This window comes from Brasilonema sennae CENA114 (genome assembly GCF_006968745.1).
Lineage (GTDB): Bacteria > Cyanobacteriota > Cyanobacteriia > Cyanobacteriales > Nostocaceae > Brasilonema > Brasilonema sennae.
On sequence record NZ_CP030118.1, the window covers coordinates 5,667,770 to 5,692,390 of the forward strand.

At 41.9% G+C, this 24,621-nt stretch carries 20 protein-coding genes; 8 read left to right on the plus strand and 12 right to left on the minus strand.

What is annotated here, in order from left to right; translation table 11 throughout:
* Positions 1-49: 49 nt before the first annotated feature.
* From DP114_RS23740 to tnpA, 3 genes are all read right to left on the minus strand, one after another.
* Positions 50-841, minus strand: a complete 792-nt coding sequence (locus tag DP114_RS23740) for a peptidase (protein WP_171977285.1) — start codon at positions 839-841, stop codon at positions 50-52.
* A 482-nt stretch (positions 842-1,323) separates the two neighbouring features.
* Positions 1,324-1,560 carry a preprotein translocase subunit SecG gene (gene secG, locus DP114_RS23745; protein ID WP_169268472.1) on the minus strand — a complete coding sequence of 79 codons (237 nt, stop codon included), beginning with the start codon at positions 1,558-1,560 and terminating at the stop codon, positions 1,324-1,326.
* A 179-nt stretch (positions 1,561-1,739) separates the two neighbouring features.
* A complete protein-coding gene (gene tnpA / locus DP114_RS23750; protein WP_169268471.1) occupies positions 1,740-2,141 on the minus strand; it encodes an IS200/IS605 family transposase in 402 nt (133 codons plus the stop codon).
* Between the two features lie 112 nt (positions 2,142-2,253).
* Here tnpA and DP114_RS23755 point away from each other — a divergent pair, with 112 nt between their 5' ends.
* Positions 2,254-3,528 carry an RNA-guided endonuclease InsQ/TnpB family protein gene (locus DP114_RS23755; RefSeq protein ID WP_246162715.1) on the plus strand — a complete coding sequence of 425 codons (1,275 nt, stop codon included), beginning with the start codon at positions 2,254-2,256 and terminating at the stop codon, positions 3,526-3,528.
* 53 nt (positions 3,529-3,581) lie between these two features.
* On the opposite strand, the gene DP114_RS23760 is transcribed toward DP114_RS23755, so the two are convergent.
* Together DP114_RS23760 and DP114_RS23765 are read right to left on the minus strand one after the other, a co-directional pair.
* Complete coding sequence (locus DP114_RS23760; protein WP_169268469.1) at positions 3,582-4,157, minus strand: DUF924 family protein; 576 nt, start codon at positions 4,155-4,157, stop codon at positions 3,582-3,584.
* A gap of 3 nt (positions 4,158-4,160) precedes the next feature.
* Complete coding sequence (locus DP114_RS23765; protein ID WP_169268468.1) at positions 4,161-4,718, minus strand: SRPBCC family protein; 558 nt, start codon at positions 4,716-4,718, stop codon at positions 4,161-4,163.
* Positions 4,719-5,280: 562 nt separating this feature from the next.
* On the opposite strand from DP114_RS23765, the gene DP114_RS23770 reads away from it, so the two are divergent.
* Positions 5,281-5,475, plus strand: a complete 195-nt coding sequence (locus tag DP114_RS23770; protein WP_169268467.1) for a hypothetical protein — start codon at positions 5,281-5,283, stop codon at positions 5,473-5,475.
* A gap of 193 nt (positions 5,476-5,668) precedes the next feature.
* Here the strand turns inward: DP114_RS23770 and DP114_RS23775 are convergent, their stop codons facing one another.
* From DP114_RS23775 to DP114_RS23790, 4 genes are all read right to left on the minus strand, one after another.
* Positions 5,669-7,180: a hydroxysqualene dehydroxylase gene (locus DP114_RS23775; RefSeq protein ID WP_171977286.1), complete on the minus strand. Its 1,512-nt coding sequence runs from the start codon at positions 7,178-7,180 to the stop codon at positions 5,669-5,671.
* A gap of 496 nt (positions 7,181-7,676) precedes the next feature.
* A complete protein-coding gene (locus DP114_RS23780; protein ID WP_171977287.1) occupies positions 7,677-8,432 on the minus strand; it encodes a class I SAM-dependent methyltransferase in 756 nt (251 codons plus the stop codon).
* 284 nt (positions 8,433-8,716) lie between these two features.
* The gene (locus DP114_RS23785; RefSeq protein WP_171977288.1) at positions 8,717-10,288 is read right to left on the minus strand and encodes a metallophosphoesterase family protein; all 1,572 of its coding nucleotides are present in this window, start codon (positions 10,286-10,288) and stop codon (positions 8,717-8,719) included.
* Positions 10,289-10,515: 227 nt separating this feature from the next.
* Complete coding sequence (locus DP114_RS23790; protein ID WP_171977289.1) at positions 10,516-12,348, minus strand: ABC transporter ATP-binding protein; 1,833 nt, start codon at positions 12,346-12,348, stop codon at positions 10,516-10,518.
* Positions 12,349-12,752: 404 nt separating this feature from the next.
* Here DP114_RS23790 and DP114_RS23795 point away from each other — a divergent pair, with 404 nt between their 5' ends.
* Positions 12,753-13,016: a DUF3146 family protein gene (locus DP114_RS23795; RefSeq protein ID WP_169268428.1), complete on the plus strand. Its 264-nt coding sequence runs from the start codon at positions 12,753-12,755 to the stop codon at positions 13,014-13,016.
* A gap of 48 nt (positions 13,017-13,064) precedes the next feature.
* Here DP114_RS23795 and DP114_RS23800 read toward each other — a convergent pair whose 3' ends face one another.
* From DP114_RS23800 to ntcA, 3 genes are all read right to left on the minus strand, one after another.
* Positions 13,065-13,517 (minus strand): RuvC family protein, encoded by a 453-nt coding sequence (locus DP114_RS23800; RefSeq protein WP_169268424.1) that lies wholly within the window; start codon positions 13,515-13,517, stop codon positions 13,065-13,067.
* A 399-nt stretch (positions 13,518-13,916) separates the two neighbouring features.
* A complete protein-coding gene (locus tag DP114_RS23805; RefSeq protein WP_171977290.1) occupies positions 13,917-15,410 on the minus strand; it encodes a DUF3084 domain-containing protein in 1,494 nt (497 codons plus the stop codon).
* A gap of 682 nt (positions 15,411-16,092) precedes the next feature.
* Positions 16,093-16,764 (minus strand): global nitrogen regulator NtcA, encoded by a 672-nt coding sequence (gene ntcA, locus DP114_RS23815; protein ID WP_048867514.1) that lies wholly within the window; start codon positions 16,762-16,764, stop codon positions 16,093-16,095.
* Positions 16,765-17,473: 709 nt separating this feature from the next.
* Between ntcA and fabI the strand changes: the two genes are divergently transcribed.
* From fabI to DP114_RS23840, 5 genes are all read left to right on the plus strand, one after another.
* Complete coding sequence (gene fabI, locus DP114_RS23820) at positions 17,474-18,250, plus strand: enoyl-ACP reductase FabI (protein WP_169268426.1); 777 nt, start codon at positions 17,474-17,476, stop codon at positions 18,248-18,250.
* Positions 18,251-18,368: 118 nt separating this feature from the next.
* Entirely contained in the window at positions 18,369-19,037 is a 669-nt protein-coding gene (gene hisB / locus DP114_RS23825) for an imidazoleglycerol-phosphate dehydratase HisB (protein WP_169268427.1), read from the plus strand.
* Positions 19,038-19,238: 201 nt separating this feature from the next.
* Positions 19,239-20,429: a fasciclin domain-containing protein gene (locus DP114_RS35290; protein WP_246162719.1), complete on the plus strand. Its 1,191-nt coding sequence runs from the start codon at positions 19,239-19,241 to the stop codon at positions 20,427-20,429.
* Positions 20,430-20,922: 493 nt separating this feature from the next.
* Positions 20,923-21,915, plus strand: coding sequence for an ABC transporter ATP-binding protein (locus DP114_RS23835; RefSeq protein ID WP_171977291.1), 993 nt, complete (start codon positions 20,923-20,925; stop codon positions 21,913-21,915).
* 990 nt (positions 21,916-22,905) lie between these two features.
* A complete protein-coding gene (locus DP114_RS23840; protein ID WP_169268864.1) occupies positions 22,906-24,492 on the plus strand; it encodes an SLBB domain-containing protein in 1,587 nt (528 codons plus the stop codon).
* The last annotated feature ends 129 nt before the right edge of the window (positions 24,493-24,621 follow it).

A 24,621-nucleotide genomic window follows, 5' to 3' on the forward strand; every position in this document is an offset into this window, starting at 1 on the left:
GTGGACTATATCCAAAGGATGATTTTCACCAGAACCCTTAACAAATAATCTATGTTTCGTGGCTGTTTTTTACTGAGAAAGTTCCTACAGACCATCCCAAACTCGTTGGCTGTTCATAAACCAGCTTTAAGGTATTCACATCTCTAGCAGAAATCGGCGGCGAGTTGCGAACCTGAGAAAAGTATAAAGCATCGCTTGGCAGCGGACTATGTCCCCATATTCCTAATGCATGACCAAATTCGTGGCGAGTGGCTGCAAGGAGATACTGTCCTGTTTGGCTAGGACTCAACAAAATCGTGAAGCGGTGAGATAAAAGATTATTTTTGCTAACGTACATTTCATAAGTCGTTTGAGCAGAACGCGCACGCAGTATTTTACTACCAGGAGAAGTTTGCAATGGTGGAGTTTTTCGCACAATAGTAATGTCTGCGTCTTTGGGTTGTTCAACGATCGCCAAAGGCAAATAAACACTCCACTCCTGAACTGCTTGTGAAACGGTTTTCACCCAATCTTGTGCCTGTTTACTATTAACTGCTTGGGTTGATTCTACATAAACCCGAATGGGAAACTGCGACCAAACGAGATAACCAACTTGGGTTGGACTAACTTGAGAAAAGTAGTCACCGCTGTTAGTGCTATCTTGCCACTGCGTCAGTGTTGGTGGTAGTGGATGAGGCTTGAGGGGAGGTGAGGCAGAGGTAACAAGGATGGCGCTGGATTGGAAACTGGTCAAAATAATAAGCAGCGCTGTACCAATAGCTAATGCTAGTGAGACAATCAAGCGCTGGAAGACTACAGTTTTTGTAATGGTAGTTCTAATAGTACTTTTGGGAGTACTCAATATGAGTTTTTGGGTTTGTCTGCTATACAAAACTTGACCAAACTTATTTAAAGATCGCCATTCAGCTAAAGTTTCCTTTAGAGGGTTTGCTTCTTGCTTCTACCAAGGGAGCCGGCTCCAACCTGTGAGGCAGTGCGTTGCGGGGGTTCCCCCCGTTGTAGCACCTGCCGTCCCACAAGCCTAAATTCGGGTGTAGCCCACCCTATTTTTCAAAGAAACAACTTTTTGAAGCTTTTAGCCATTGTTCAACCGTTATTTTCAGCTAATTTAACGAATCGTGGTATCCCGTTCGACCTTTTTACAGGCTTGCTAGTTTTGAAGTGAGCTGTGGTTTACAAACCAGATGATTTTGGGCTTTGGTTTTCAGCACTGTCACCAAAGTATCAGAAAGCTACAAATATGTCAAACTTCTTTTTCTGACTAATTATGAAAAAGTCTAGTAAAGTATTTGGCTATTTAATCAACCTCCCCATATTTTCATGTTATTTAGGGAGGAGCCAACCAGCACTTAAAACCACAGTTAAACCAAGAAAAATGGCTGTGAGTGCCCAAGTCACTCGGTTTAATGTATTTTCTGCACTCTTTGTGCTGCTGAACAACTGGGCTTGTCCACCAATGGCTCCTATGCCATCGCCTTTGGGACTATGCAGCAAAACCAAAACAATGAGACCAACAGCGGAAAGTGCCCAAATAAATTCTACGACGTTAACAACGGTCATGGTATCTAATATAGTTGATTATCGAGTTTTAAGATAGATTAATTCTTAATTATACATTATAAATGAGAAATTATGAGCTTTGTTTCTTTGCTGACAAGAAAGCCGACTCCGAGAAGCTGACAAGCTCAGTGTCTTCAGACCTGAGTAGAAGCGAACGGCAGTTTTAACTGCCTTGTCCGTTAACCGTGATGCTGATCTTCGATATACTTTTTAATTACTTCGCTACTTACGTTTCCGGCACTGCTAACAAAGTAACTCCTAGACCATAGACTAGGCAGCTTAAGCAGTTCTGGAAATTCTTTTCTAAGGTAATAGCTAGACCGACCCTTAAAAGCTTTTATGACCAGATGGGGTGCGTCGGATGGAGTAACACCGATAAATAAATGTATGTGGTCTGGGGCAACTTCCAAAGCTAAAATATCCCATCCCTTTTCGTTGGCAAGTATGTAAAAAATTTCTTTGGCACGCCTGGCAACATCCCCTATCAGCACTTTTTTACGGCGTTTAGGACACCAGACGTAATGCAAGTTTAACAAGTACTTGTTATGGTTCCCGCTTTTATACTCAGAAGCCTTTAGCATATATTTTGTTGTTTTCTTCTAAAATACCAACACATTTCCATTTTAGTATGCTATTGTCGTTATGTTTTGAGAGAACAACAAAGAGGGTTAAGTGTTTGGATGCCAGTAAGTATTGATAAAAACAGATAAAAGTCTAGAAGGCGTTTTACAGTTTGTTTGCTCAGAATCGGCAAAACTAGGTAATTGCGGGACGTACTACGCAAGGCAGCTTTATTTTAAGACTGGCAAGATACCTAGTAAGTTTGATTTGCACAAGTTATTAAAAACCAATCCTCATTTTCAAGCACTGTACTCTCACGTTGCTCAACAATGTTTAACCACGATCGCCGAATCTTTTAAGTCTTACTTGGGCTTGCTCAAAGCAGTTAACAAAGGTGCTGTGGAGCAACGACCAAAGTTACCTGGTTACCGCAAAAACGGTCTAGCATTAGCTACTTTTCCTCGCGCTGACGTTAAGCTCAAAGATGGTTTATTGCGGTTCCCGCTAGGTAGCAAGGTAAAAATTTGGTTTGGGTTGGACGCTTTCTACCTGCCAATGCCCTCAAATCTAAAGTACAGCGAGATTAGGGAAATTCGCATCCTACCTCGCAACCAATGCTTTTATGCTGAGTTTGTGTACAAAATGCCTGATACGGAACAACCGACGCTTGACAAAGTAAAAGTGTTAGGAGTTAATCCAGGTATTAATAATTGGCTAACTTGCGTTTCCAATATTGGAACTAGTTTTATCATTGATGGCAGACATTTAAAATCAATGAATCAAAACTACAATAAACGAGTATCCACGCTGAAAAAAGACAAACCTCAAGGCTTTTGGTCTAAGCAACTGGCGCACATAACGGAAAAGCGAAATCGCCAAATGCGAGATGGGATAAACAAAGCCGCACGCAAAGTTATTAGGCATTGCCTAAAAAACAAGATTGGTAGAGTTGTCTTTGGTTGGAATAAACGGCAGCGTCAAGAAATTAACCTTGGACGCAAAACTAACCAGACTTTTGTACAAATTCCTACATCCCGTCTTAAGGATAGGATTGCTCAATTATGTGAATACTACAAAATTGAGTTGACGGAAACAGAAGAAAGTTATACATCTAAAGCATCTTTCTTGGATAACGACGTGCTACCTACTTTCGGCGAAAAACCCGAAGGGTGGCAACCATCCGGGAAACGAGTAAAACGCGGTCTTTATAGAACTGCAAACGGATACAAACTAAATGCGGATTGCAATGGAGCCGCAAACATTGTCCGTAAAGTAGCGATGAAATTAGGACTAGTTGTTAATGGAATCAGTAGGGTGTCTTTGTCAGCACCATCGAAACTTCGTTTGTGGAGTCTTCGAGAATCTCCGAACTTTGTAAGTAAACGAGCGTCAGCGAAGTTTGCTTAGTTCGGAGAGTGTCAAACTCATGTATCTGAACTCACAACTCAGGACTGATAAACTTAAAAGGATGAGCTTTTGTGCTTCAAAAACTCCTTTTCTTCTGGAGTTGAAATTCTTCCCAAAATCTTATTGCGATGAGGAAAGCGCCCAAAACGCTCTATCACTTGCATATGGCGCACTGCATAATCAATGGGACTCACACTATCAGGATCATCACCCAATTGCTGAAACAGTCGTACTGCTTGATTCTGATGCTCGAGATTTTCGCTATGTTCAAAAGGCAAGTAAATAAACCAGCGTTGTACAGGTACCAACATGTGATCATATCCTTTTGCAACAGCGTGGTGAGCGACTGAGAGTGCTTCCCAGTCAGTAGCAAAGGCTTCGGGAGTATCACGAAACACATTTCTGGGAAACTGATCCAACAGCAAAATCAATGCTAGACAACTATCAGGAGAATCGATCCAGTCGTCTAGATATCCTGCTGCCGCCTTTTGGTAATCTATCAGAAACCGGATTCGCAGTTGTTCATCAAACTCTGGTTTTTTACTGAACCAAAAAGACTTTGGTTTAGGATAGTCTGGTTCACCAGAACTACCAAACCAAAAGTCTAAAATTTCTTGTGCCTGTGACATCTTTTACTGACCCTTACAAAGAACTTGTCGCATTTTACGCATATTCGCAGGCAATTCAAAGTTCATGGCTTGTTGAATGAAAATTGATGGTATGGGAATGGTAGGCGTAGCTTGCACAGTATAGCTTAGTAAAGTTCCGTCACCACAATCTTTTAGGTCTAAATTGGCTGTAAAATCATGAAAATTCCCTTTTTGCAGCTTAAATTGTATCTTTTGCCCAAATTCTTCCACGACATCAAGGTAAATTTCTACTTGGGCAGTGAAAAAGAAAAATGTTTTTTGTGCCGATTGATACAGACGTTTCATTTCACCAGATTGCAAAACTTCGCTTTTGATCACATCTGGAAAATAGTGTACCCAACGCGGGTAATCTGTTATCTGTTGCCAAACATTTGATCGCATTAAGGGCAAATACATCCAAGCGGTGACAGCACCACCCCAAGCTGTGTGCGATCGCGTTTGCACCAGAATTTCACCTTGCATCAGTAATTTTTGTTTATCTTGAGTCCAAGGCATACTTGAATTTGTAGGAACCGAATCTGAGGTAAAGGATGCAGACATACTTTTTTCAGTCACTCCTTAACACATCAACGTCATAAGTTTCAACTGGTGAACATCTAACTTGGTATACACTCCAAGTCATTAATTCTAGCTCCAGTAAAATATGAGAGTTTTCCGGAAACAGTCATGATCTAGTCATTATTACCAAAACTTCACGCTCATCATATGTCAGGTTTATCACTATATTGTGTTTTCTGACAGCATACAATGACAATTTTATTCACAAAATAGCGAATCGTCATTTTTTAAGTAAAAATACTTAGATGTGTGAGTAAAGATCAAGAACTTATTGTAGAGTAGGGAACAGGGAACAGGGAACAGGGAACAGGGAACAGGGAACAGGCTTGAAAGTCTCGTGCTGTGCGTATTTTCTCATTAGTTCACGTCCTAATCTACCTGGCAACTGCTATAGAGTAGATTTTTATAGAATTGCTTCAGAATAAAATGATCGCTTTAAGTGCATCCATCTCTGGTGTGATTTTTCTTTGCAGCTTTCAGATTTAATGACTAGGATTGTTACTACATATAAAATGCAGTGATTGTTGAGTTTAAGGGAAATAAGATGAGTTCGTCTAAATTAAATCGTAAATTAAACCAGGGTTTCGGGGCTTTTCTTGGTATTGCGATCGCTGTTTGGGTTCTGCGGGGTTTTGGTATTCTCACTTTTCTTCCAGGAGGAGTGATTTGGCTGTTGCTGCTTGCGGCGATCGCTATGGCTATTCTTAGTCACGTGCAAAAAACTTGGTGGCGTTACTAAAACAACAATCCATCGTATTTGCCTCAAGAGTACTGCGCCCATAACGCGCGTTTGGGCGTAGGGGACTCGCTAGCCCTGCTTTGTTAGCGCAGCGGGACGTTTGCGTGGCTAGCCCTTCATCGAACTCCCCGGAGGGGCAGGGGTTCCCCCTACACCCTTATACTCCTACACTCTCCTGACGGGTGAGTGTAACTTACGGTAACCAAAATTCCGGCAAAATAGATTTACCGATTTGACGTACACTTTTGTTAACTGTTCTTGCCAATTGAATGTGTGGCTCATCCGCTTGCACAGGTAGAATATTGGCTGGTGCACCTTCTCCAAAATAGGAAATCACTAAATTTGCTGCTTCTAAACCTGTGACGTAAGCCTTTTCTTGGGACCAAGAACCGTGGCGGTTTACAATCCAATCACCACTCATAAAAACATTTTTAAAACTTGTTTTCGCTGGTAACATATAACGATAACTACCAGGAGCAAAGTGAGATACTGCCTGCGGTAGACGAATTACGCTGCTATCAATAACTTTGGCTTGACGGAATTGTGGCACACAATTTGCTAAATAACGGTGAACTATCGGAATAATTTCGTCATCTTCTAAAGAAAGAAATTGATTAGCATGATAAAAATCAGCTTCAACAACTGTACCCGGTTCGTTACGGTATTCATCATGCAACGCGTTCAAATCAAAAAATGTCCAACCCGTTGTTCTATCAAACCCAAAGCAAGCATTAGAAGGACGTTTAATAGAAATCTTACGATCAAACCATAGCCGAGTTGCTAAAACATCAATCGCTCCTAGATTGCTGAGATTGCGAAATTCATCACGTTTTTGTAAACTGGGGCTACTTGATAAAATCTTTTTCATTCCAGTGATACCAACAGCAAAAACGACTGCATCAGCATCAAAGACTTCATCATTGCAAACAACTCCTGTGACTTGATTATTGTCATCAACAATTAAGTCACTGACTCGACGATTTGCTAATACTTTTGCCCCAGATTTTTCAATCCGTTCTACCCAAGGGCGGAAGATTTGTTCTCCTACAGTTCCCCGGCACCAAACCACATCAAAATCTGGTTGATGTGCCAAGATAAAATAGTAAAGCATTCCTATAGCTGCTGCAGCCGAACACTGTTCTCCAGGAGCAAACAAGCCCACCAATAACATTGGTTCAAAAGATTCGTGGTAGAGTCGTGCAGAAACACCAAAATCTTTAAACAATTCACGGGCAGTGATAAAGTCATAACGCCGCCAAGCTTGATCAGAATTATCAAAATCAATAATCGCGTAAAGCAAAGGCAGAGCGCTGAGGCGATCAACGAGTGGCAAACGTTTAAACTGTGTATAAAGGAAAGTTCCCAGAGGAGTTGGGAGTTGCGGTAAGTCCTGAAAAATCGGTGATTCAACTTCTAACCCTGCTGGAGAATATTGCGATGAACGAGTCCAACTTGTAAAGGGACTAATTCCCAGTTCATTCATCAAAGAAAAGATATTTCTGTAAGGATACCAGAAGCCATGAATACCCGCTTCTACAGAACGTCCTGCAGATGTTTTCCAACCCGCAACCAATCCACCGGGATAAGAACCAGCCTCTAATAGTGTCACCTGGTACCCTTGTTTTGCGAGGGTTACAGTTGCGCCTAAACCCGCCCAACCAGCACCAACAACGACCACTCGCTTGTCTTGTGATACTTTTGACATATTAGCCTCCGATTTTTATCCCACCATCAAATCTAAAACATCTGGTAGACATACTATTTAACCATAAAGGCAACCAGAGATAAACAAAATTGTGTTCTGGTGTCGGAACTACGGTGTACGAGGTACGTAAAATGGTTAAAGCAAAAACAGAATGAAATGCAAGCAGGCAGCTTAAGTGATGTCATTGAACGTATGGCACGAGAAAAGCTACCCAAAAATGAGTAATTATGGGTAGCTTTGTCCATAAATTAAGTTACAGTTTCATTCCCTGATCTGGCAATACTCCAAGCCGAATTACTTGCGTGGAACACCCACCGAAACAACGCACAAACCAAAATCGACTGGCAATTTACCACCCTCGTTTTTAGTGATTAAGGTCTACTAGAGCTTGCGCGGATGATTTCAAAAAAAACTCTCAAACTCAGAACTGATAAGCCTTTGAGCCGCAAAATTGCTCCTGACTTTTCAAACACCTACCCATCCGCGCAATGTCTCCTCACACAGAGGGTTTTTCAAATATGATCAAATGTTGTTGGGGTAACAAGTTTTTAGTTTCCCGCCAAACCAAACCAACAGCTTGCATTTCTTTTCGTACTTGTTTTTGAGTCATTTTATGCAAAGCTTTAATCAGAATAAAGGGATTTTCACCTCGATATTCAACCAGTACTATCCTACCACCGGGTTTTAGCCCCCGGATAATTCCTTCGATGATTTCTCGTGGGTACTCAAACTCGTGATAAGCATCCACCATCAAAGCCAAGTCAACACTTTCTGCTGGTAGATTGGGGTTAGTCAGAGTTGCCAAGACAGGTTGAACATTGGTGATATTTTTCTCTTTCTTCAAGAACTTAATAATATCCAGCATTTCTGGCTGAATATCCACAGCTAGGACTTTTCCTTTTGTTAAAACGCGAGCAATACGAAAGCTCATGTAACCTGTTCCAGCACCAATATCTGCCACAACATCGTCGGGTTTCAAGTTAAGGGCGCTAACGATTTTGCTTGGTTGTTCTTCAGCCTCTCGACTTGGTCGTTCTAACCAAGATGCTCCTGTATGTCCCATAACTTTGGCTATTTCTCGATTCATGTAAAATTTACCAATACCATCGGGACTGTGAATGACCCGTTGTTGGTAAATTGTGGAAGATGGAGATGCACTTGCTATGCTTATAGGAGCAAGCAGGATGCAGCACAGGATCAACGGGATAGTTACGGCGAAAGTTAAAAATTTGTCTTTTAATTGAGATTTCATCAAACTTTTTACACGATAGACAGGTCATCGAATGACTTAAAACTTACTAGAAACCTCACCCTGCCCTATCGGGCTTCCCTCTCCTTATAAAGGAGAGGGAAAGATTTTGGCGCCGATTCAAGCGAGGGTGAGGTGAAAAGCGATCGCCTACAGCTTTGTTAACCTCACCCTGCCCTATCGGGCATCCCTCTCCTTTATAAGGAGAGGGAAAGATTTTAGCGCCGATTCAAGCGAGGGTGAGGTTTTGAACGAAATATGTATACACGGTTCGGTAATCTAAAAACTTAAATTACGAATGGTTCTACATGGCGATCGCACCACTCTCCCATAAACCGTTCAATCACAAATGGTCTAACAATAAGCTTCGGTGGGCGTCCACCTTTAACATCAATACGCACGAAAGAGTATGGTCGTCGCAGGTGCTCATCGTATCCATTGCGACCAATAAAAAGGAATGAATCAGCAACTTTACGGTAAGGATTACCTGGAAGATAATCAAAAGTCTCCATCAATTCTGGTCCTTCATTGCGTTGACGACGGGGATAATGACCGCTTCCACCAGAGATGATACAGTTAATATTCGAGTCAGCATGTCCGGTGTCTGTTGTGCGAAGGTGTTCCAAACAGTGTGCATGACCATTTAAAATCAAATCGACAATTGGACGACCTTGAGTCATCGAACCAAGGGTATTTGCAACTTGATCAAACACCCAACGCAGACAGCGGCGAACTGCTAACGTTTGTGCTTGATGCCATTTGGTCGCTTCCGTGACGTAAGGAGGATGATGAAAATAAATAATACGTCCGCGCACTTCTTCTGTATTCCAAGATAAAATCAGTCTTTGCTTCAGCCAGTTTAGTTGTTCAAAGTCTACGACTGACGACTCATCAGATTCAAGTTGTTTTTCAATATCAATTTTGATCTCATCGATTTGGTATAGTTTCGCTTTGAGGGCATCAAGTTGTTCGGCTTCTTCAGGAATCTCTGGATTAAGCTTCTCGCATATTTCCAGAATTTGGATTTCCTCTTGTTCTATCTCATGCTGACGATGCACCAATTCGCGGCGTTCGGCTTCTCCCTCTTTTGTCGCTGGAAGTGGTGACGGTTCATTAAAAGTATTGGAGTCGAGGGCGAAAAAGTCGATCCCACCGTAACGAAAAGTGTAGTAGCGGTTGGGTAAGCGGGTGAAACGTCCGGGTTCATAACGTAAACAGTGTCCCGTGTCAGTCTTTGCAGTGTAATGCTCATCTAAATGACGTTCCAACTCTTCATCAGAGTCAAATCCTTTGAGATAGTCAAGAAACGCCCGTGCATAAGCATCACCTTTATAAGATCCATGCCAGCCGATCTCGACATTTTTATAGCCAAGTAGGCGACGCAGCGATCGCGTACCTCCAGCAATAAACCGATATATCCCCGGAACATCGTAATAATCATGATTACCCAGAACTGGCAGAATTGGTAGGTTAAAGACCATGCGATCGTACGGGATGCGTTTAGGATTTTCGCCACCCACAAGAAACTCGCGGTAAGGTTCAATAAAGTTAGTCGGGTAATACTCATGAGATCCCACCACATAAATGACATCACCCGTATGCAGAACAAAACGGCTCTCCTCTTGATGAGCAAGCATCAATTCAGCAATTTTGCGTTGCGGGTGATGTCCTTGATGTTCTGTAGTGCCGCTATCACCTATAACTATGAAAGAGAATTCTGGATTATCCGAGTTACCATCATCTAAAACCATGCTGGTTTGGTCAATGCCACGTTCGACAACACTCGCATCTCCCCACCGTACCCGTTCCTTCATCTTTTGGACTTTCACAGGAACTGGTGGATCAAATATGAATTTCATAAATTGGTATTCATGAGTTATTAGTCATTTAGTTATTCTCCCATCTAAACCTCCGCAAGGGTACTCCCGCCACACACGAAGTGTTGGGGATAAGCGGGAATTGCGGGGCAATTAAGAGGGCATGCCTGACGGCTACAACTAGTCAGTTATCAGTTATCAGTTATCAGTTACAACAGAAAATACGGCTCTGTTTCTTTTGTTAACTGTTAACTGTTCACTGTTCACTGTTAATGATATCCTGCTGCTTGCAACGAAAATAGTGTTGCATAGCGCTTCTGTGCCTGTAACAACTCCTCATGAGTTCCCTGTTCCACAACCTCCCCAGCTTCGATAACAACAATTTTGTCAGCCATCCGCACCGTAGAGAAGCGGTGAGAGATTAAGAATACCATCTGATTTTTCGTCAAAGTGCGAAAGTGATTGAAAATATCAAATTCTGCTTGGGGATCCATTGCTGATGTCGGTTCATCCAAAACCAAAATATCTGCATGAGTTCGCATAAAAGCACGGGCTAGAGCAATTTTCTGCCACTGCCCTCCAGAGAGTTCTTGTCCATCCTTGAACCATTTCCCAAGCTGAGTTTGAAACTTGTCGGGCAAATGTTCAATAAAAGGAAGCGCCATCCCTTTTTGGGCCGCACTCATCCATCGGTTTTTATCTTCAACGTAGTCCACATCCCCCACACCAATATTCTCACCAACTGTAAATTGGTAGCGGACAAAGTTTTGAAAAATCACCCCAATGCGTCGCCGCAGCACATCCACATCCCATTCTTGCAAGTCCAAGCCATCTAGTAAGATGCGTCCAGAGTCAGGAGTGTAAAGTTGAGTCAGCAGTTTGATCAGCGTCGTTTTGCCAGAACCATTTTCACCAACAATGGCTAACTTCTCTCCCGGTTTCAGGTGCAAAGAAATATTTTTCAGCGCTGGTTGCAAACTTCCTGGATAGGTGAATGATACGTTTTCAAAGCGAATTCCATCTTTAGGTTTTAAGCCTTTGGTAGCTTTGCCTTTTGGCTTTGGAACTTCCTCTTCCAGAAACTCATAAAGATTAGAAAGGTACAAGTTATCCTCATACATCCCCCCAATAGAAGTCAAGGCACTAGAAAATGTAGACTGTCCTTGGCGAAACACGGTGAGATACATCGTCATATCTCCTAAGGAGATTCTGCTTAGAACTGTCTCCACCACAATCCAGGCATAAGCCATGTAAAAAGCTAAAGTACTCAACAAACTCAGCAGATAACCCCACCATCCTCGCCGTAGTGTCAATTCGCGGTCTTCACCGTAGAGTCTATTAAATAAGCTGTGGTAACGTTCCAGCAACATATCCCCAAGTTGGTAGAGTTTAACCTCCTTAGCAAAGTCTTCTCTAGCCAAAAGAGTTTCCAGGTAATGCTGCTGACGGGTTTCCGGCGCACGCCAACTAAATAGGCGAAAAGCTTCCCCAGCAAATTTCGTTTCCGCAAAGAATGCGGGCATAGCTGCTAAGATGAGCATCAACACCGCCCAAAATGAAAACTTCACCAGCAAAATGCCATAAGTCACAAGTGACAAAGCGCTTTGCACCAAGCCAAAGGTACGATTGACCAAAGACAAGGGACGAATTGATGCTTCTCGTCGTGCATTGGTCAATTTGTCATAAAACTCTGAATCCTCAAACTGTGTGAGGTCGAGTGTCAGGGCTTTTTCCAAAATCAGAACATTGACTCGTTGACCAAGCAGCATCCTCAACAACGACTGGCAGACGGTGAGTCCTCGCTGACTAGCTGCTAGTAAAGCGACGGCGATCGCCTCTAATCCCACATACATTAAAGGACGATTATTATTGACAAAATCACTGTTATATGATAAGTTGTGAGAATTGAAAACGACGGTATCGACAATTAACTTACCGATATAAGCTATAGCTGCTGGGAAAAGACCAGCCAGCACAGTTAAACTCGCGAAAATAATAGTCAGCGAGCGGCTAGTTGTCCACACCAAACTAATAGCTCGTCCACTGTACCGGAAAACTGCTAGAGATTGGCGCAGGGTGTTACGTTTTTTACGAATCTTCATATTTCTTTTATACTGTAAAATCGCCCCTTATTGCAGTGGTCTGCGCTGAGCGCAGATCGCGTAAGCGTAAGCGCACGCAATCATGCGTTCGCCGTAAGGCATACGCGCAGCGTCTGGGCAGGAGATACAAAGCAGCGTCTCGTAGAGAAGCTATTGCCCCTATCAGGCTGCGAACTGGAAGGTGAGAACCGTTCTGCGCTCGCGCTCACGGCCGAAGCCCCTCGGCTTGAGCCAGGTGCGGTTTTTTATTGTTTATGAACGCAACTTGATATGAGTTGCATTCAAAGGCAATTAGTGGTACGAGAGATTATATCCAAATACACCAATTGGAGTATTTGAGGTATTGTGAATAAATGTAAAGCTATAACAAGTTAGCTTTATTTTTCAACTTGACATACAGCATCGTGAGTGCTAAAGATTTACCAGAAACTACAGCCCATGTCAGAATTATCCGTCAATCTTGGCAAGACGGATTTCTTGAAGGCGAAGTCAGAGCGGGTGACTTTGAATGGCAATTCCAATGGCATTTTCGCCGGGGAGAACTTTCTGTCAAACCTTCTAGAGGGCGTGCTTTGATCAAAGAACCCCTCGGTCGCTTCTTGGAGCAACGAGATTACCAGCTCGAACCAGGAGGAGACTATGCTTTCACTATTCGCGCTCAACTATAGAAACGAAGATTTATCAACTAAACATGTGTTAAAATTTTTAACTTTTAATTATTCATTATTAACCACTGATTCAGTTAAACGATTGAGGTATCTTTCAATTAACAGGATGGCTACAATGTCGTCTATTGGTCGTGGTGGTTGTCGTAAGCCTTGTGGTAGAAGCTTGGCAAGTCCCTTGGGAGGAAACATCTGCCAGTAGCGATCGCGCGCTTCTAAGCTAGTGTAACGCTCATCCACTAAAACGATGTTCAATGGATCTGCTAATTGATTTTGCAGTTCTTGCTTCCAGCGTTTTGCTGTGGTTTGGTCACCCATGACGAGTAAAGAAATGGGGAACTTTTGGCGTAGTGAGATGATGGCGGCGATCGCCTCAGCAGCTAATACGACTTGATGATGGTACAGTTGTCTATCAAGTCCCATCACAGCTAAACCACATTTATCACGACCAGGGTCGAAACCCAAAATAGCTGGTTGGGTTGGTAAAAATTTACGGGCAGTCATAATAAAAATTTAAAATTAACAAGAACGCAAAACCCACAACAAGAGAATTCCCTACAAATTAAATATAAGATTCCTATTTGAGTAAGCAAAGAATTCTTTTTTCTCGATAAATGAATTCAAGCACAACACAGCCGCAACTCACCCACCAGAATTCCGCTCTTATTGACGCGCGATTTCTAAATTTCTTCTGACTACTGATCTTTAACCATTTTTTTGGTCAAAAGTCAACAGTTTTTGGACTGTGGACTTTTGCTCATAGATTATGAAAACTTAACAATTAGTTATATATAGAACTCCTATTTGATTTTTGTTGGCATAGCCTGCACTCTGCGCTTAAAAAAAAACTGTTAACACCTTTATTCCTTCTTCGGTGTTAACAGTTAAGCGTTCCCTAGTAGTTCACGTGCTAAAAATAATCTGCCCGTTTTGGATAGCTATGAGTTTTACTTTCAGTGGTCCTGCTGTATATGTATCCTCTACAGCAACAGCTTTGATCTCAATTGGCTGGTTGTACTGTCTCAACTGGGCGATAAAGCGAATGAAAGTCCCATCTATTTGAATACTTTCTAAAATACCAGCGTTACGAGCGCGAAATTGCGAAGCAGAAATCAGCTGTTCTAGCCGCTGTCGCAGTTGAAAAGATGTCATTGTTTTGGGATCTGCGCTTGTTGTTGCTATGACTTGATCTTTGGTAAAAACGACTTGATTGCGTGCTGCATCAGCAAAAAATGCAATCTGCTTTTCTCCCCTGACGTAATTGCCAGCAGAAAAAATTCTTACCACATATTCTCGACCATCATTAATTTGCTTGCTTAATTGATCAACCTGCTCATTTGTCACTTGCAAGATTTGCAAATTTGCTGTATTTGCAGCACCAGGCTCACTTAATTCGATGGTAGCGTTTCGATTAGCCTCCTGTAAAAGTTGAACGATCAACTGACGCCCTACAACAGGTTGTTCCACACGAAAAACGCCTGTAGCAAGAACTTGACCGCGAACCAGTGCGAGTTTTCCTAAACGCAGGTCACGGTAAGATTGGTAATATTTCTCCAGCCTTGCGACTTCCTGTTCCAGATAGTCTTGTTGTGTTTCCAATTCTTTGAGGCGAGATTCCCGTTGAGCAATCACTTGCTCTCGCGCGGCTATTGCTGTGTTTCGCTTTTTAATGAGTTGATCCAGTTCGGCTATTTTTTGATCCCGTTGTTGAACAGCTTGCTGTCGATTGGCTAGTTCGCGATCGCGTTTCTCAATAGCTGTTTTGGCTTGCGAAATCGCTTTTCTTGCTTCTTCATACAGTCGTTGGCGTTCTACCTTTCTTTTTTCAATTTCCACCAGCAGCTTTTTTTTCTCATTGTCAACGCTTTGAAGTTCCGCTATGGCTTGTTTATAGCTAGCGACTGCTTGACTGAGTTGGTTTTGTGTGCCCTGAAGTTGAGCTTGAGTTTGAGCTTGTTGGCTTATGGTACGGTTTAGTTGAGTCTGAGTTTCTTGCTGTTTAGTGTTTGCCTCACGTAAGGACTGATTCGTTTGCTGCAAGCGCTCTTGTTGAGCTTTTTGTTCTTTTCGAGCTTGTTCTAGCTCACCTTTAGTGTCTTCTAGCTGTTTTGCAGTTGTGTTGAGTTGTTCGCGCTTGCGCCTGAGATCTTTTTGAATACTCTCTAGTTTAAATACTCCTGTACGCAATCCATCGTCGGCAGCAAATAAAATTCCTAAGGTTGATGCCGAGACCAAAGTACCTGTCAGAATAGTTATCAGTACTGCCGTATTTTTTGGACGCAGGTTGAACAGGGAGAGGCGAGCCTTGCCAACTCGTGTGCCAATGCGATCGCCCACGGTGGCAATGACGCCTCCCAAAATTAAAATTGCCGCTATTAGGATGTACCCGGTGGTCATCTTTTCCTACCGATGAAATCCTTCCAGATACAGCCTACTACTTCCAGTCATTATCTGTGGGAAATTGATGTAAGCCAAGCATTGACATGACGCAATCTTCACTAGTCTTTATTCCTGATTTAAACAAAGTTCAACAAATCCCACGAACACTTGCTATTTCACTCACGTACAATATAAGGCTTTGTGTGCAAAGCTGCACTTACAACGGGCAAACCCTATACTCAACCCAAAAGTCACTTCCCAAAGCGCACCGAAAGTATGCGCGGGTTCTCTTCAGATGCGCTTTGGCTCACCAAGCTATCGGCGGGAGCAATGCAGGGGCTTTCGCTACCTTTTACTTACTTTATGGGCATTTACAAGTCAGTCACTCATGGGCGATCGCCCACAACCAAGCATGAAAATCTATTTTCAAGCTTGCCGTGATGAACTGCCTCACTAGAACAGATGAAAATTTTTCTTTTCTTCTGAGTTCTGAGTTCTGAGTTCTATTTTCAAGCTAGAAAACTATGCATGGCAGTTGCTTACAGAGGTTGATACACGCCTGGTTACTCACAAACGCACCAAGCTTATTGCAACAAGGACGGTATTGTCGATGTCAGTTGTAGTAAGTGACGTTTATGAGTCATTTTTCTGACTTTTTTATCTAACTCAGAAATGACTGTTCATAGCTAGTGAACTTTGTTTAGGTAAATTGGCGACTTAAGGTAACAGGCTTATGAACAGTAATCTTTTTCTTGTGTATTGAAATCATTTTTTTCTCGCGCAAGTCACCTAGTAATCTAGTGACAGTCACGCGAGTCGAACCAATTGCTTCAGCGATCGCTTGATGAGAGAGCTTGAGATCAATTGTGATTCCATCCGCACAAGGAACACCAAAATCACGACAGAGAATTAACAAAAAACTTACCAATCTAGAACCCATATCTCTGTGAGCGAGTGTTTCTATCATCATCTCTGTCTGTAATATCCGCGAAGACAATCCTCGCAGCATTAACATCGACAGTTCTGGGTTTTCTTTAAGCGCTTGTTCCACCTGTTCAATTGGTGCTGAGAGCAATTCTACAGATGTGAAAGCAACCGCATGGTAAAACCTATCTGACTTGTTTCCTGTCAGCAAGGATAAGACGCCGAAAACACTATTTTCCCGCAGCAGTGCTACGGTTATTTCTTCTCCTGCTTCATAAACTCTGGAGAGCTTAACGGCACCTTTTAATAGAAAATACACTCGTTCGGCGGGATCGCCGGGGAAAAAGATGGTTTTACTACGTTCAAACGTTTCTACAACCGGCGGAAAAGCTCCGGTTGCCATCTGACGAAAAACACTTGCTAGGGCTTTATCTTGTGTCACGAGCATTTACCTTCCCCTACCCAATGCCGGAAAATTTAAAATCGATTTCCTAAGAATACACCTGAAAAATCAAGAACACATTGTCAATGTTTTTGTACTTTCCTATACTTAACCTCACTCACTCATATAGCAATTCTAAACTATTTATGAAATTTCCCATAACGTCACCTGTCATTTTTCCAGTGTTTAGTGTCCAAAGTCATAACAAATCACTAAGAAACGCAACTTGTTTTAACGAGGGGAATCACCAAGGGCGAGATCCTCAAGATGATTCTAACGAGCAGTCTGATAACTCCAATTCGATTGCTCTGTTTATATGTTCATCATGATACATAATTTTTGATGTTTAGATCTAGTCTTTTTTCAAAGTTAATTCTAAATTTTTTTGACTTTTTTTATGAAGTAAAAAAAGTAGACACACTCATTCTGTAGAAGGTGTAAAACTGTAGTTCGTATCTAGTTTCTGGTAGATAGAAAAGAAATTCTATAGACTACCAAATACCTACTCTCTACTACTTACTATTTACCATCCACTATTTACTCCTAAATCAATTATCACTACTATGTTTTGAGCATATATTTAAGAATGGAACGATAATTTTGTGGTATCAAAAGGTAACTCCATAATCCGGTTGACAAATAGTACCCATAACAAAGACAAATCGGTGTCAGATTCTAGTATGCTCAAGCAGGAGTGTTCACATTAAGAATTGATATGCTAGATCTGACCGGAAAAAATGCCTTAGTAACGGGAATTGCAAACAACCGCTCAATCGCTTGGGGGATTGCCCAACAACTGAACGCAGCAGGAGCGAACCTGGGTGTTACCTATTTGCCAGATGAGAAAGGCAAAATGGAGAAAAAAGTCGCAGAGTTGGTAGAACCGCTAAACCCCAGCTTGTTTCTTCCATGTAATGTCCAAAACGACGAGGATCTTAAGTCTACCTTTAATGCGATCAGCGATAAGTGGGGATCTTTAGATATCCTGATCCATTGCCTTGCCTTTGCCAATAAAGAAGACTTGAGTGGAGATTTTAGCCAAACCTCCCGTTCTGGCTTCAATTTGGCTTTAGAAATCAGTACTTACTCCTTAGTGCAACTCGCTGGATACGCAAAACCTTTGATGACTCAAGGAGGAAGTATCCTCACTCTCACTTATCTAGGAGGTGTGCGGGCAATTCCCAACTATAATGTGATGGGAGTTGCCAAAGCAGGGCTAGAAACAAGTGTGCGATACCTCGCTGCCGAAATGGGACCACAAAATATCAGAGTGAATGCCATCTCTGCTGGTCCAATTCGTACTCTAGCCTCTAGTGCCGTAGGAGGAATCTTAGATATGATTCATCATGTGGAGCAGGTGGCTCCTCTACGACGCACTGTCACTCAGCTAGAAGTGGGCAATGCGGCAACTTTCTTGTGCAGTGACCTGGCTAGTGGAATCACTGGGCAAGTGCTTTATGTGGATGCAGGATATGAAATCATGGGTATGTAACGTTAATATTGCTATTTGCTAACCAATAACTACTATTTGTGTATTTACCATTAGTTATTAGGTATTAGCAAATGGCTCTGACCCATTACTACATAATTAAGCATAAGCCAGGTTCTGTATGCAAATAAGCGATTCCTCCAGCACAGACTCCATCCTACGCCAAATTCTCCCCTCACAGCACGAACAACCCCAAGGGGGCACTCGTATTGCCGAAATTAGCCGTAGGACAAGCGAAACGGATGTGTATGTTAAAGTCAACTTGGATGGTACAGGAGTTTGCAATGCAGCAACTGGCATTCCCTTTTTGGATCATATGCTGCATCAAATTTCCTCCCACGGGCTGATTGACCTAGAAGTCAGAGCTACTGGTGATTTACACATCGACGATCACCACAGCAACGAAGATGTTGGTATTACCTTGGGTCAAGCTATTAGCAAGGCCCTTGGTGATAAAAAAGGAATTGTCCGTTTTGGTCATTTTGTTGCGCCTCTTGATGAAGCACTTATTCAAGTGGCGCTAGATTTTTCCGGACGTCCCCACATCAGCTATGGTTTGCAAATTCCTACCCAGCGAGTGGGAACTTATGACACCCAATTAGTACGCGAATTTTTCGTAGCTGTGGTGAACCATAGCCAAATGACGCTACATATCCGTCAATTAGATGGTATGAATTCCCATCACATTATTGAAGCAACATTCAAGGCGTTTGCCAGAGCAACGCGCATGGCACTAGAAATTGATCCGCGTCGTGCTGGTACCATTCCCAGTTCTAAAGGGATGTTGTAAAAAAGCAGGGAAAGCTGCAGGAGTGAGTAAGCGTGCTGCACTGAGGGGATCCACTCCTCGCTTTCACTGCGTAGTCATTAATAAATTTTTACGAAAGGAAATAGTTACCAAAAACAGTTAAATGAATCTGAAGTACGAATAGTTGGGGCTATTCATGATGTTGCTTTTTGATTTTCTTAGGTGAGCCTTTTATAAAGAGCTATGAATTTATCATCCCGGTTTAACCCAGCTTTAGGTCTTGTAGGAACAGTAACTGTTGTACTATTTCAAACTCCAAGTGTCGTTGCATTAACTGCATCAGAAGTCAACAACATTGCCAAACAAATCACAGTTCGTATTGATGGTGCAAACACAGGTTCTGGAGTGATTATCGATAAACAAGGAAACACTTACACTGTGTTAACCAACAGGCATGTTGTAGAATTCCCAGGCAAATATACCATTCAAACACCTGACGGCAAACGCTATTCTTTGAACTCTACGCAAGTCCAATCTATCTCAGGAGTAGACTTGGCAGTATTGCAATTCACTAGTTCAGAACAATACCGCAAAGCAGAAATTGGAAATTCCGATCAGTTAAATGAAGGCATAATAGTTTATGTTGCTGGTTGGGCTGACCCAGATGCTATCAGCACACAACGTAACTATCGTTTTCAAGATGGACGCATTTCTGCACGTTTATCAAATGGCAAAAAAGGTTATAACTTAGTTTATAACAACGTCACTAAAGCAGGAATGAGTGGTGGTCCACTGCTAGATGAACAAGGGCGTTTGGTGGGAATTAATGGGCAAGGTTTACGCGATGTCAGAACTGAAGCAATAGATTTTTTCGGGATTCCTATTAACATTTATTTGAAATTTGCTTCTATGAGACCATCAACCCCAGTTGCTACAGTTTCACAACCACCTATTAACCGTCAATATTATCCACAAACAAGGAGAATAAATTCTGTTACTAACATCAGTGATTATTTAATCGCATCTTCAAAAAGTAACTCATCTCCTGATAATTCTTTTACTTATTTAAATAAAGCTTTAGAAGCTTCTGGTTTAAAAGATACCTTGCGAATGCAAGGCTCTTTTACCTTGTTTGCACCTACTGATGCAGCGATTGCAAAACTCCCGAAAAATACTATGCAGGATTTGTTAAAGCCTGAGAACAAAGAAGTGTTAGTCAAAATTTTGAAATATCATATTGTCTATGGAAAATTATTAAGGAGAAATTTAAGAACAGGTGATTTAAAATCATCTGAAGGTCAAAATATTAGTGTCAAAGTAAATTCTGCAAGTGTTGTAACGGTCAATGATGCGAGATTAATTCAGACTGAGAGCGAAACAAGTAATGGCGTCATTCATGTCATAGATGCTTTAATTTTGCCACCAGACTTATAATTTTTTATGTATCATCACATACAAATAGGACTTACGCACCATCTGTCAGAAACCCGGTTTCTTCGTTCGTATTTGGTTGCGAAACAGACGATTTTTGGTAGAAACCGGGTTTCTTTGCGTAAGTCCTGACAAAATTGCTTCCTGATACCAGACTTCTACGCTCAAACAAGAGAGGTTATTTGGGGGTATGTAAACGGAGATGCTGGAAAGATCCCAGAAGTCCTAGAACACCGATTCACTAATCCCAAAAACCCGGTTTCTGTTACTGGGAAGACCGAAGTTTCGTTGACTCAACAAGAAAAAACCGGGTTTTTTAGTCACAATTATGAATACTGAATCGGTGTTATAGTGCTTTGTCGGGCTACAACTGCAAAGCAAACTGGAATTGTTTACTTGCCTATTGAGAACACATTGAGCAATTAGGTGTTATTATTATCAGTCAACTGGATAATTTGTAATTACATCTTATTTGATCTGTTGTATTAAGCACAACATGATGTCTGTAGCAAACGCCCCTGAGTCTGAACTGAATACCACAAGTATTCCGCCAGCTGTTCTAACTTCTGAATTGCAAAAAGTCTATCGCACAGGCTTTTTTTTAAACAAAAAAATCGTATCCCTAAAAAGCTGTTCTTTGAAAGTTTATAAGGGAGAGACTTTTGGGTTACTTGGACCAAATGGTGCTGGTAAAACAACCTTGTTGAAATTGTTGCTGGGAATAATTCGTCCAACCTCAGGACGAGGATTGCTTATGGGCAGACCATTGGGCGATCGCACTCTCAAAGAACGCATCGGCTACCTAAGCGAAAATCCTTCTTATTCTCACTATCTCACAGGCTGGGAATTTTTGCAGGTCAGTGCTGGGGTTTTTAAAATTTCTACAAAGGTGCAACGTCAACGCATTCCTCAACTCCTGGAACTGGTAGGCTTATCCCAAGCTGACGCCCGCAAAAAACTGCTTCGTCGCTACTCTAAAGGGATGCTACAGCGTGTTGGTATGGCAAAAGCATTGATTAACGACCCAGAACTGTTGTTTCTTGATGAACCGATGTCCGGTCTTGACGCTGTAGAACGTTACCAAATGCGAGAAATTATTTTAGCGCTAAAAGCCACAGGTAAGACAATTTTTCTCAGCAGTCATGTTCTTAATGAAGTGGAACAAATTTGCGATCGCGTTGCTATCCTTGCTCAAGGAGAATTAACTTCCTCTGGTTCCCTTGATGAACTTTTAGGAACAAATCACCTGTATCATGTCAAAGGTTACGGAGGTAATTCGGAAGTTCTTAAAAAATGGGTTCCCAATTTAGAATACCAACCTGATGGTTCTTGGCAAGGTAAAGTCCAAGGCGATGCTTATGATTTTCTTGCCAGTTTTCGTCTCATGGGAGGGCAACTCATTGGTATGAATTTGTCTCGCCCCTCTTTGGAAGATTTTTTTGTGGAACAGATCCAAAAACACAAGCAGTCTTATAGCAATCCGGTTTGATTTGGTGAGACCGGTGCTTGATGAGGGTTTCCCGACCTAGGCATCTGGCGTATCTCCTCCACCAGACGCTGCGCGTTCGCTCTTAGCGTGCGCTTGCGCTTACGCCGTAAGGCGTGCGCTCTGCGCACACCCGATAGCCGTAAGGCGTGGCGTTAGCCATAGGGTGAACTATAGCGCTTAACACCCGAACGCTTAACAGACTTGAAAGTCTCTTGGTGACCGTGTTTTCTAATTAGTTCGTGTCCTAATCTACCTGGCGACTGCTATAACTGGTGGTTCGGCTTAACGCTTAACAGGAAAGAAAACTTTTTCAAGTGTACTTAGCTGAACAAAATCTTTGGAGGAGTCCTAATACATCATTAGATACGTATTTTAGTATTCTCGTATGTGATTTTCACTACTGAATAAATAATTCTAGCAAGAAAATTAGTTGACTAAAAAAACGTAGCGGCTTAGAGAAAAAAGCAAGAAAGTTTTTTAGTTCGTTCTGGTGACGAATTCATCCTTACAACTACTGATTCAAACTCCTTAACTTTAATTTTCTTCTCGTATTAAGTCATAGATTTTTCTTGGTTCCTACAAAAAACAAATCGTCGAGACAAAAATATCCAATCCTTAAACCATTGTCTCTTCTTAGTAAGATTTTGAATGTACGTCTTTTTCTGCTTTGATGACAGGCTCTCTTAACTTATAAATTCTACTATTCTCACACGTAATATTTGTTAGTGAAGAATATTTTGTTGACAATACTGTACGAATAAATATTTATCAGATAAAATGTTATGAAAACCACAATATTTTGAAGATTAGGTATGATAGACTTTCTAACTTTTAATTAACTTCATTAAAAATTCAAAATAAAAAAACAATTTTGATTCGGAAAAACCAAAGATTTTAAGAAAAGAAAAGTGTTAGGGAACTTGAAGAAAAGACAATAGTCAAGCTTAAAATGTTTAGACAGTACTTTACTAATAGTAGTTTTAGGTAAATATGGAGAACACAAGGTTAAAGTTTATCAGCCAACCTTTTGGGGGTGTAGTACTGTTAACCGCTATTAATTTCGCTTTTCCGCTTATTAGCTTAGCTCAGAATCCAACTAAACAATCAACAACACAAATAAAGAATTATACACAAAAGCAAGCCGTACCTACAGCGACACAAACAATAAATACAAAGACTCCTAGACAAACCGTACCTGCAGCGAGACAAACAGATACAAAATATACACAAAGACAACCAGCACAGGGAGTCACACAAATAAATACAAACTATACGTTGGGAGGTGGCGATCGCGTCAGAGTCAGCGTATTTGAAGTTCCGGAATATTCAGGCGAGTACCAAATTCCTCCGGGTGGAGGGCTGAACCTACCTTTAGTTGGTAATGTCTCTGTTTTAGGACTGACAACAGAACAAGCAGCTGACTTAATTACTCAGAAATACTCTCGCTATCTCAAACGACCGATCATAACAATCAATCTTTTATCAGCCCGTCCCATTAATATTTTCGTTGCCGGAGAGGTGACACGTCAAGGAGCTTACACTCTCAGTTTACAAGGAGGCGGAGGGAATGATCCTGGTGTGCAATTCCCAACTTTACTATCGGCACTGACGACAGCTCAAGGGATCACACAGTCAGCGGATGAGACAAGAGTGGAGTTAAGGCGTAAGATAGGACGAGGTCCAGAGCAAGTCACTGTTGTGAATTTGAGGGAGATTAGACGAACAGGCAGGATAGCGCAAGATCTGACCTTGCGGGATGGAGATACAATCTATGTCCCAACAGCAACGACTCTAAACTTGGCTGATGCACGAAATGCAGCTGCATCAAGCTATGCGGCAGATCCTACCAAACCTCGTACAGTAGCACTAATTGGTGAGGTTCTCCGTCCAGGTTCCTATCTTGTCACCGAAGGTACTGCAGAAGGGGGAAATGCAAACAACACAACAGGTGCACCAAGTATAACTGGGCAACCGACTTTGATGCGAGCACTGCAATTGGCTGGGGGAATTACGCCACAGGCTGATGTTCGTAATATCTCAATACGCCGATCCACGAGAACAGGCGGCGAACAATCAATCAAAGTTGACCTTTGGCGACTACTCAATAGTGGTGACATTACTCAGGATCTAATTTTGCAAGACGGAGATACGATTGTATTTCCAACAGCAACAGAAGTCAGCCGAGCAGAAGCGACTCAATTAGCGACTACGACTTTGGCTCCTTCTCGCATTCAAGTTAATGTGGTGGGTGAAGTAAAAGCTCCAGGTGTCAAAGAAATTCAGCCTAATACCCCCTTAAATCAAGCATTGCTTGCAGCTGGTGGATTTAACGATGCCAGAGCAAGCAGAACTACTGTTGATTTGGTTCGTCTCAACCCAGATGGCTCTGTGACCAAACGAGAAGTCAAAGTAGATATCAAACAAGGAATTAATGAGCAAACTAATCCCATACTCCGTAATAATGATATCGTGATAGTTAACCGCTCTGGCATAGCTAAAGTCGGTGATACTGTCGGTGCTTTCTTCAATCCTTTTGGCACTGTGCTTGGTATTTTTAGATCTTTATTCGGGTTTTAGACGAAACCACAAACTGGGGGCGCTCGCTTGCTGCTGTGTGTCCCCAGACTTCCAAAGAAACTGCATTGCAATTCGTAAAGTCATAGATTTTGCGCTCCTTAGACTAGTGATTAATCACTAATGACTCAT